The organism is Schaedlerella arabinosiphila, assembly GCF_003885045.1.
Classification (GTDB): domain Bacteria; phylum Bacillota; class Clostridia; order Lachnospirales; family Lachnospiraceae; genus Schaedlerella; species Schaedlerella arabinosiphila.
The window spans coordinates 4,215,307-4,226,695 of the sequence record NZ_RHJS01000002.1; the positions used below are offsets into that span (position 1 = coordinate 4,215,307).

6 protein-coding genes are annotated in these 11,389 nt (G+C 41.4%); all 6 read right to left on the reverse strand.

All coding sequences use genetic code 11. From position 1 onward, the window contains the following. The 6 genes from dndB to EBB54_RS20035 all read right to left on the reverse strand — a co-directional run bounded on the left by dndB (window position 1) and on the right by EBB54_RS20035 (window position 11,237). Complete coding sequence (gene dndB / locus EBB54_RS20010; protein WP_125128691.1) at window positions 1–1,068, reverse strand: DNA sulfur modification protein DndB; 1,068 nt, start codon at window positions 1,066–1,068, stop codon at window positions 1–3. An 87-nt stretch (window positions 1,069–1,155) separates the two neighbouring features. After that, window positions 1,156–1,839 carry a hypothetical protein gene (locus EBB54_RS20015; protein ID WP_125128692.1) on the reverse strand — a complete coding sequence of 228 codons (684 nt, stop codon included), beginning with the start codon at window positions 1,837–1,839 and terminating at the stop codon, window positions 1,156–1,158. After that, entirely contained in the window at window positions 1,826–4,978 is a 3,153-nt protein-coding gene (locus EBB54_RS20020) for an ATP-binding protein (protein ID WP_125128693.1), read from the reverse strand. The genes EBB54_RS20015 and EBB54_RS20020 overlap by 14 nt, the downstream gene beginning before the upstream one ends. Then, window positions 4,975–5,751, reverse strand: a complete 777-nt coding sequence (locus EBB54_RS20025) for a hypothetical protein (protein ID WP_148099385.1) — start codon at window positions 5,749–5,751, stop codon at window positions 4,975–4,977. Before EBB54_RS20025 ends, EBB54_RS20020 begins: the two co-directional genes overlap by 4 nt. Window positions 5,752–5,769: 18 nt before the next feature. Beyond that, on the reverse strand, window positions 5,770–8,199 hold the full coding sequence (locus EBB54_RS20030; RefSeq protein ID WP_162307173.1) for a helicase-related protein: 2,430 nt from the start codon (window positions 8,197–8,199) through the stop codon (window positions 5,770–5,772). Continuing rightward, the gene (locus tag EBB54_RS20035; RefSeq protein WP_162307174.1) at window positions 8,196–11,237 is read right to left on the reverse strand and encodes an SNF2-related protein; all 3,042 of its coding nucleotides are present in this window, start codon (window positions 11,235–11,237) and stop codon (window positions 8,196–8,198) included. Before EBB54_RS20035 ends, EBB54_RS20030 begins: the two co-directional genes overlap by 4 nt. Between the last annotated feature and the right edge of the window lie 152 nt (window positions 11,238–11,389).

Sequence of the window (11,389 nt, forward strand, 5' to 3'; positions counted from 1 at the left end):
TCACTCTCCGACGATTTCTTTCAATGTTTCTTCCGCATACTGTTCCTCTGGTGTCAGAGGTATATCCGTCGCCATTTTTATAATGTTGGCGATCAACATCGCCGCTCTTTTGTTTGCTATGATACGACCTCTTTTACCGACAGCACGCATATACCACTGCTTCGCCTTCCGGCACCAGTCAATCATTTCAATTTTTTTCAGGTGTTCTTCCATATCTGCCTGATCCAAGTATAAATAGTTTCCGACACGACCAAATGCCTGTATAACAATGTTTTGTGTCGCGATATAATTCTCTCTTAAGTCAACCTTCGTCCTTGTCCCGTCCCGTAACTCCCGCCACTGTACCATATGTTCTGAAACAAGCATCCAAAACCGCAGCAGGAAGTCTTCACATACAAACGCATTGTTCTTGCCGATAATATACTTATTCGCTGTATAAAAAGTGTTAAGCGTAAACAGACTGGACGAGTACTTGCCAAGTATATCCTTCTCCTTGTCCGTATACTTATTCAAAAAATCAATCTTCCAGATGACATTTTTTGTAACGACAGCCAGCTCATCCCTCGAATCATACAGTTCGGATATTGAATTCGATGTTTTCACGGCATTTTTGTTCAAATCCGTAAATATCTGCTGACTTCTCTTCAATCCCTGGTCAGAGTAAAGAACAATCGAGATTGTTTCTTCTTTAAGCGACGGATCTTCTGTGATTGCGTTTAATATGGCCGCTTTTCTGTGTTGGCCGTCATTGATCAAGAACCGGGTCTTCTTTGAAATTTTCAGTATTCCTGTATCCATGCTGTCCGCAATCGGTTCAAAAGCAAATCTTCCATCAATTGATGCCGCCAATGCGGAAAACACATAGGAATCTCTATTATCTAAAATATATCTGCTGATCGTCGGTATTCTTGTTTCATTCAGCTTTCGTTGAGCCCTATGCTCTGGAATCAATCCATCATCCTGTTCTGAAAACAACTCCGGAAGCACTTTTAACGGGATCATCGCAATATAATATTCTCTTTTTGCCTGAATCCCTTTTACCACCGGGAAAATGTAGTCATAGTCCATTTTGATCTCCCCAAAAGAAATGCTATACTAAAGTATATACTTAAGTATAGTGTTTTTCTTCACCCTTGTCAATTCCCACTCCACTATTCAACTCTTAAAATTGATCACAAATTTGTCATCAAGACTTTCTATTTTGATCCATTCTAGAATGGAAGGACTCACATCCGAAAGTCTTGCTTTTTTGTTTGTCACTTTGACTATAAATGCTTTAATCTCGTCACTTAAATTCAGGTTCTCTTCCAGCTCATCAATCTGATCTATAGATTCCTTAAGAAGGGACAACCTGGTATGTACACCATCATCAGAAAAAGTTAAACCCGCCCATTCGCTGCTTCCTGCTATATTCGCTTTGATAGAAGCAATCATATCCGGGCTTCCCGCCAGATTCCCCAGTGTATCCAATTTCGAAAGACTGCTCTTTGTTTTCTTCTGATGATAGGCTTTCCATTCCTTTGCAAGGTTCGGATTTACCTTTCGGGTAATCTGTTGACGCGCGCCTGTCAGGATGTCCGCGTCCACCACCCCCGCAGCCACAACCTCATTCAGCTTGTCCATACAATCTTCCAGACACTGAACGGCCTCACTTGTGACCGCATAGTCGATTGTTATTACAGCTTTATGAAGCTTGCTTACGATATTGGAAAAATCTGCCACGACAGTCCTGTAGTCGGCATCGTTCTTTGCCTTCTTCTCTGCATCCATCGCTGCACTTTCCACAATGTCCATATGCTTCATCTTTTTTATTGACTGAGAGAGACTATCCATTAACATGATCTTTCTTCACCTCCTCAATCATGGCATGGCACATGGCAAGCCTCTCTTCCTCTGCTGTAAACGGATTCTCTGCCGTTTTCCCCAAGTCCAATCCTTTGCTTGCCACTCGCTGCTCTACCTCGGAATCCGCTTTCTCCACATCTGCGCTGACCAGATCCAGCAATTCCACAAACGGTCTTAAGCCCTGCACCGGGTCGCGGCTAAGTCTGATCAATGCCTCCACAGAATCCTCCGTATCCATGATCTCCTGGGCATTCTTTATTGCACTCAGTATCCGTGACGCATTCCTCTTGCAAGCGTTGATTTTCCCGGTGTCATAATGAACAGCAATCCTGACATGGCTTGTCTGCGCCTGTGAATAAAACTGCCCGATCCTCTTTACTATATCTTCTATATCCCCTGATTCTTCCAGCTCATCTATATCAATAAGTTCAGCTATGATCTGCACCTGTGACGAAAGTGCCGCTTTTTCATCGTTCACAACCGTATCGATTCGTTCAAGAATCTTATGCAGGTGTTCACTATACATCCTCCTCTTCCTAACAGGATCATCAAGCTGAAGTTCTCCATCCGTAAAATGCAGGCCGGTTCTTATAACCTTCCGGACAGCCTTATGAAATGAAACATAGTCAAATTCATAATTGGTAGAAGTAATCGCTGTACCCTGCGGCAGGTTATAGTACTGCAGAACACAGTTATGCGCTTCCATACCATCCGAACCATTCACGATCTTCAATAAATCGTTCCATCTTTTTGTATGCGCATTACTATCTGTGCTGGCAGGGTTCCTGCCCAGCAGCATTTCTGTTGTAAAATTCTGTGGGGTTTGATAATTCTTACAGTATCCATTCAGAATCAGTCTATAGTACTCGGCTGCAGCTGCATAAGTAAAATACTCTGATTCTTTATCGTTATAATGCATGATTGCATTTATAATAGATGGCTTTATTCTGTCGCTCCATCTTTGAACCCGATACAGGTAGTCTGTAGAGCCCTTAAAATTCCACGATTTTTTACCCACTTCACTCCAACGAACAAATGCCTCTATGATCTTCCTGGATTCAATGGAGGCCGGCAACGTAATCACAGCATCACTCTTCATGGTCTGACGTTCAAAAGCTACAAGGTACTTGTTCCCGGTATCCCGGATTTTCAGCATAGCATCAATTGAAATTCCCTCCGAAAGCCAGTCAATGGTGTTAAAGAGATAATTGTTAATATTCCTTCTGGCATCATTCAAGGCACGAACGTTTTTTGTCACCGCTCCTATACTCAGCTTATAATCCTTTTGCTCGATCCACCTGTCTACTTCTGCCAGAGCAATCAGTACCTGTTCGTTTTCCTTCTCATTTAGCTCTTGCGCCGGTGGCACCGCTTCGTTTTGCCCGCTGCTTTGCCTTTCTGTATGAGCATCCTTTTCGGTCTGTCCACCATCATCAGCGACCTGGACTCCATCAATAACTGGCAAACCGAGTTGCTGATAGACACTTAACGGAATACCGGCTATATATTTTTCACCATTTCTTTCAAAAGACCATAGAGTTCCATCTCCCCATATATACATGAAGAAGGACAATCTGATCTTTGTTGCGTCATCAAGCGATCCATTGTTATATATCGCATTCTGCAATTCGGTGTTGGATGCCTGAAAAGACGGCCTGCGCAGAGGGAATTCCTCCAAATGATCCATGGCATCCTTTATATAGGGCTCTATGATTTCTCTCATCAATGCCCTCGGATTCCTTTTTGTCAAATCCTGCTTGTCGTATAAAAACAGGATTGCACTTTTAGTAAAGGGAAACATATTTATGGTTTTCCCACCATAATTATATTCTCCCCATCCTTTTCCGATCGTATCAGTATGAATCGGATATGCGCTCAAATCAGCCTTGCCGCCTTCAACCCACTTCCATACATCTTCAGCCGTTAAAGAAATCGTATTCAGATACTTAGCAAAAAATTCAATCAATCCGTTTTGATTTCCAGAGAATAAATCATCCGGAACATATACGAAGTTATGGATTCTTCCTTTTGTATTGCTTCTGAATTTCTCTCTATAATAACCATCCGTGGATCCTACCACTGCATTGAGTCTGCACATGTTTTTATCAGGATATTCTATTTTATCCGTCAGCAGAGCATCCAGAAGAGAATCATCCACACCCGACGCTGCGGTAATATCCTCAATCAGTATGGTCAGTGTCTTCTCCTGTTTGAACAGCTCCTGCCTGATCTCTTCGATCACATTCGCCAGATCTCCCGGCTCCAATCCCGCACAGCGCTGTATAACCTTATCCACGAAAAGGTTCATATACTCCTTTACAGAATCCACGAATTCCGGCTTTCCAAGCAGCTTATCAGCAATCTTCCTAGCCTTGTTATCTGCGCCTGAATATAACTGATTGCGAAATTCAGAATCTATTTCAAAGTCTTCCCGAACAAATTCAGGAGCTTTGTCATTTACATCATTCGTTTTATTCTCTGCAAATTTCCCATAGATACGATCAACCGGACCATCATCCTCCATAAGCCTTGTTTTAAACAAGGAGTTTTGAAGAAGTGCAATCAGATGTTTTCTGTCTACGTTACTAAGCTTTCTTTCGCCTTCATCATCTCCGGCTTTTCCGTCATCATTGGTAATCTGAATGATAAACTGATAGTAAATCGTCTCTTTCAGTTCCCTTTCCGGAACCGTTGTCGCCGCTGATGCAAGCTTTTTATATAGTTCTCTATTAGGAAGCTCCTTCACTTCAGGCAGCTCGATCAACTGCCTGATCGTGCCCTTTAGCGTATTGTCCGCCCTTCTGATCGGAAGAACAATTTCATTTTCAGACTTTCTTATTTCAAGCATGGAATTGATCCATCTGATCAGGTGTGACTTTCCTGCGCCGCTATCGCCTATCACCAAAACAAACTGGTCTTCTTCCTTTTTCCCCATGAACTGCTCATATACTTCTTCTTCAGTCTTTGGGTACTTTTTATCCTGTTCCGGTACTTCCGCGTGATCGGTAAGATGCTTGGTCACATAAAGCTTCTTCATCGGAACATGTGTTGCGAGAAAATCCCCCTTGGAGTTATGCATAACATCCGGGCGGATCACATCCATATATCTTTTTCGCGCTATATCTATATTCATGCTTTTACTCCCTTATACACGACCGATGATACCGGCTGATTAAACAACTCTTTCGATGGATATAAAATCCATTTCATTTCCTGATCACTTCCGGACTTTAGCACGATTTCGCCATTGTCATGCAGTTCTCTTAGAGCACTAGACATGGCGATATTCAAATTTTTTTCGGACGTAGAAGCCGGTAGCATGATCCGACCATATTGCATAAACCTTGCCATAAAATCTGACATTGTATATTCCTGCTTTTTCTCCAAATTCATCAGACGGAGTACATCCTTTAGATATACATAGGCGTTTGGCAAAAAAACCATATCATTCATTAAGCCAAATCCCAGAAACTGTGACCAAAATCGCCATCCTCTGATCATAGGTGCATTGACAGTCTGTCCAAGCTTCTCCGATACATATTTCAGCATGTTCGAGTCTGGAATAGCGCTGTACTCATATATTTTTTCATTCATGTTGACAATTATGTTTGTGCATCTCCAAAATTGTCCATCTGACAGATCCGGTAGAATTGAAATGACATATCTCCGAAAGTCCTCGATCGTTTTCAATCTTTCCATATCATCCGACAGGTTAACTACATTGTCTTTATTTTCAATCAGTTTGAGTTCCTCTGCTGCCTTCATGATTGCCGAAAAATATGATGTTCCCTCATATATTTCTTTTGGCTCCATCAGTCCCCTCAACTCGCTCCGGGAAATACCTTTTTTGGATTCCACAATCTTGTATAAAGCAAACACTCTCGCAGGTATTGCTTCTGTTACCATATTCCCAATGAACATTTGTTAATTCCTTCCTCTGATCACTTTTCCATCTATATCCAGTGAAATAGTTTTTTTAGATGATTTTGATATAGCAAAATCGCTGTTTACAACATGGATCACATGTTTTCCTTTTTTTACACATCTTCGGATCACATTATATTCCTCTATTGCTCTATTAGAATCATCGCTATAAACAGCCATGATCAACCCCGTAATGAAAAAACTGTTATCATATTTCAATAAGGTGCGTAATTCCCTGTAATTGACATAGATCAGATCTGGATTCAAATTTTCGTAATATCCGATATCCGTATCACTGACAACCACATCCGGTTTATACCGGTCTATCAGGCTTTTTCTTTCATCCTGCGTGATCAGAAGCGCCTCTTTTGTATCTGAAAAGAACACCTCCATATCAGATGATAGAGCTTTCCCTGGTCCTCTCACCTCAACAAGAAGCGGGAACCTGTCAATCTCATCACAGATCACTTCCTCATGCTGTCCGCAGCCCGGACAGTATTCAGAGACAAGCGGATAGGTGTCATAAAACATGGAAGACCAGCATAGTATAGATTCTTTTTCTATTGAGCTTCTCATCAAGGCAAAGGCTGACAAGGATTTTGCCGCTTCCTTTTCTCTAATCAAATCAAATAAAGCGTATGTAGTTTCTGAATCTACAGTGATTGCCTCATTTAAGATCTTTATAGTAAAAATGTACTTATTGTTGCTGTCCAGCTCAATGGATGTAATACTGATCATGTCATATCTGCTTAACAGCAACAGGACATTGATATTCCATTTTTCATCACTGTCATTTCCTTCTTCAAAAAAGTTGATCCGGCTATAATTAGGTTTTGTTGAAGCAAAAACTGCAATTTCTCCTCCTCTCCACATATTTTCGGGGTTTTTGTACATACTCCACCAGCGTCCCCAAAGCTTTTTCGTTGTCAAAACTTTGCTTACATGATGAAACGCTTTGGAAATGTCCTCATTCTCGATGCACATAACACTCAAAGAAGGCAGACCGTCCCTGCCTCCTCTGCCTAATTCCTGATAATAGGAATCGGGACCCTCCGGAACATACAGATGAACAACGCTTCTCACATCCGGCTTATCGACACCCACGCCAAATGCCGAAGTGGCTATCATGATTTCATATTGATTATCTGACCACTGATTGATCAATTCCAATCGCTCATCCGATTTGGTATCACCTGTAAATGTTTTTATGTTTGAATAGCCAAAGCGCTGAAGGTATTCCTTCCATTTCTCAGCTTCATAAGGAGCGTTTACATATAGGATCATCGGTTTTGGCATCACATTAACGATATTTAGGGCTTTCCTTCTCTTATCCTTATATCCGTCAGCCATAGCCATAACAAAATGCGGTTCTTTTCTTAAAGCATCACATCTGAGTTCAATCCATTTTCCATTTACAGAAAACATCCTTTTCAAAGTGGTTACCGTATCATCCTTAAACGTAGCCGAAAGCAGGAATGTTCGGATATCCGGATTCACCCGCAGCAATTCCTTTCTCCAGGGGCCAAGGCATTGATAGTCCACCCTGAAAAAATCTCCCCATGCAACCACGATATGTGCCTCATCAATGATGATATTCTTTAAATACCGACTTGTATTTGCTTCATTGACCAATTCCTGGAATTTTTCATTTTTGATCAATGCTTCCGGTGAAATAAAAAGCAACCTGGCAGTTTGATTTTTAATAGCTCCCGATATTTCTTTAAACTTCTTGCATCCACTGTAATAATAAAAAATCTCATAATCAGCTGATAACTTTATATTTTTCCTGGCCACTCTTTCCTGATCTATAGCAAGAGATACCGTGGGTACGATCACGATAGACAACCCTTTTTCCTTATAGCTGACCGCCTGCGTCACCAGACTCTTTCCACCCCCTGTCGGCATGGAGATCAAAGTCGTATAACCCAACGGAGTATTCAGCGCGCCGTACACACACAATTTTTGTTCAATGGATTTGAAATGCTGAAAACCTGTCAGTTCATCTACATACCTATTGGTAAACAGGCTGTACGGAGAATGCGTCTCCGGCACTGTCGATCCGGGGTTTACAAAAGCATTCTCCACGAAGCTCTTATGTCTGACATAATCAGGAATCTCATAAGTTGCGTAGTACTTCTGTATTGATGGATTAAAATGAATTCCCAAATGGTTATTCTCCAGAATTCCATGATCATCCACGCGTAACTCAGTTTGAAACGAAAGCATAAAGCTTCTTAGCGCGCTCACATAATCCGAGAGTCCCGCATCACCTGCCCGGTATTTTTTAAGGGTATTAACAAGCCTGGCAACCACATTTTCAAGTGCGCTATCAACTGCATTCGCATCGCTGTCATATTCAGGAATGTAATCATCAACCTCACCGTTAATAAGCCTTTCTATATAATCTATGATCCATGCTCTTTCCATCATTTTTTCACCAGCCACATATAGCATGCGGATTCCATTCTTATAATGGGTTTACACAAGCTATTATATATTATCTCGTATTGCTTCTTCATAAGTTCCATAGACTCATCGGATTGTATTCCGTAATAATCTGCTTTTGCTTCGTGCGTTGAAAGAATCTGGTTTATCATTTCCTTTGCCCCTGATATATTTGATTCTCCTTTAAATTTCTCGATTGCCTTCTTCCTGGCGATTTTACTTCCCTGCATTACAAGCTTTTCCCAGCGTTCTTCAGGAAAATACGATCGGAACCAGTCAATATTGGAACATTTGAACTTTTTAGGAATGTTCAAAAAAACATTGCCGAATCCACGTCTTCCTAAATGCTCAATCGTATCATTCTGATCAAAATACCCGGTCTGTGCTATTCTTCTATGTTCACTTAGAACCATCTTTACTGGAACATCTGCATATGCCGTAAACGCAACAGGTATCACCTGAATTGAAGTTGCAAGATACTGCCTGAACAGCCCCAATGCATATAAAGATATTCCCTCATCCAAAAGCAATCTTTCATTCGGCTCCACAGAAAATGTATAAATAAATCCTCTCCACTCAACAGAAGATAATGCCGCAATCGCTGTTGCCATCCCCTTATAGGAGTGCATTGCATTGTCCGTGATACAGTCAAATATCTCGTCTCCGGGTGCATAAAAATGGATATAATCATTTTTAATCGCAATATCCCGGTCGAAAGATCCTTTGATGATCCTGTTATTCCTGAGGATATTTTTTTGCTTATCTTCTTCCAAGCCGCGCTGCACCCTGATTGCAATTTCATTTTGCTTTTTATTTAGATAGTTATCCCAGCTTGGCGGTATCAGAAAAGAGTTTTGCGCGGATCTGATAGAGAAATTGTTTTCATCAAACGCAACCAGTCCGCTATCCTTGTTCTGATGTACTGTTCCAAAACCCGCCAAAGACGCCCAACTCATCATAGTTTGCGCAAACAAGGCATTCTCATTGAATTGGTAATCCGATAGCAGCTGTTCAAGCTGATTATATAACGGTCTGTATCTTAACGCCGCCGTATCAAAGATCTGTTCTCTCTGAACAGTCTCTCTCATCTGGCCGGCTTCCTTGATCAATTCCGGAACAAGTCTGTATAATCCAAACTCAAAATCTGTGCGGATTGAGTCGATAATCTTATGATTGATGTCATTCATTATGATTTCAAGTCCGCTCAAAGACTGACCAAATACATTCAGGCCCTCATTCCAGAAATTAAACAGCTGATCCTCATAGCTTTCGATCGTATGGATAACCACAGATGTTACAGGAATCTGAACATCCCTTCCCATGCGGTCAAGTCTTCCTATGCGTTGCTCAATTGTATTGATATTCCATGGTAAATCTACATGGATCACATAGTCTGCGATCTGAAGATTCCTTCCTTCACCGCCGGATTTATCACAAAGTAATATTTTGCATGTCGAATCTGATTGAAAGCGGTATATATTGATCTCAGCTTCATCTCTGTCCATATTTGTAAAAAAGGAAGCCACTTCATCTCCAAATGTGTCATAAAGCACTTTGCCGTAAACATCAAATGTCTCGGCATGATCAGTAAATACAACGACTTTCTTATCAAGAAGTTCTGTCTCAATATAGCTCACAATCTTTATAAGACGTGAAGGGTGCGATTCCACATCATCCAATGCCTCTGTCATGCTTTGCAGTATTTCATCCTCATCCTCCACCCAGCGGTCAGCACTTTTCCACACATTTTCCGGAATGGAAGTGTTATTCCCGTATATTTCCTCTAATCTTGCCCTATACGCCCATGGCGAACTGAAAAACGCTTCCAGAATCGGTTGAATCTCCCGTTCAATTTCAGCCGATGTGACCTCACCCTGATTTTGAACAATCCATTCCTTTAAGGTTCTGTATGCCTCATACTCATAATAATTGACGCTGTCACCAAGGGAATATGTAATCTCCACTAACCGCCTTTCAGCAAATTCTCCGTCTTCTTCCTTTGGATAAATCCCGAGAATCGCTCTTCTTCCTCTGATAATGCTTCTTTCAATCTGGTAATTATCGCATACATAAGAAATGACCACTTGCATATCATACAGACCAAAATCTTCCTTGTCCGTATCAATGGCAGCTATCATCTTATTCAGCGTAGCATCTCCGATCAAATCAGAAAGATCATTCAGAGTTTCCTCCAATTCCTCAAGCTGATCCTGTACGTCTTCATTCTCATGCGGGTCTTCTTCCTCTACTTCCGGGAGCAATTCATTTCTTAAACTGTCAATATCATCAAGCAAAGAATGTGTAAGTTGCGCAATATGGTTCTGCTTATTTACAAGTTCCGTAAACTCCTCTATATCGATATCATCATAGATGGAAGGCTGAATCAGTCTCAGGAGTTTGAGATATTCCTCCTTACGCTGCTGTATAGGAGTTGCACTCAATAATATGGTGTTCTCGGCATTTCTGCTTAGGATGTGGACTTTCTCATAATCTTCCGATTCTCTTATGCAATTGTGCACCTCGTCTACGATTACGAAATCCCATTTGAAATTGCAGTCGGCCGTCTCTAATTCTTCGATTGTCTCAATCGAAAGAAAATGGTCGTTCTCATTCACACCTTCCAGAATACCGAATTTGAATAAGAGCTCCGTCTTCCACTGAGCAGCCAGAGCACTTGGAACAACAATCAATATATTCTTTCCTGCTTTGTTACTCAGGAAAATCTTTAATATGGAGCATGCCTCAATCGTCTTGCCCAAACCAACTTCGTCTGCCAGCATATATCTGCATTTTTCAGTCTGTAGGCATCTCATAATCGTATTTACCTGAAATGCTTTCAGGTAAATTTTGCAGCCAGCCAGCTCTTTAAAACCAAAAATAGAGTTATCAAGAATATTCATTGTATCCTTAACGATCTGCCTTCCAAGATACCAGCATGGATTTTGGAATTCGTATTTGACAAGCTGACGAACCGGATCAGCGGCTCCCGAAAAAAAGGATGCTGTAAGTTTTTCCTCATTCACGCACAGATATTCCTTGCTGTCGCTGTCCTGAATATAATAATCAAAGCCCTCGTCTTCCCTGGTCTTATACTCTACCACAACAGCAGGCTTTTGCTCGTACATGACCTGCGCCCCCTTGAAAAGGTGACAGTGATCCAGTGCAAAAATCGGAG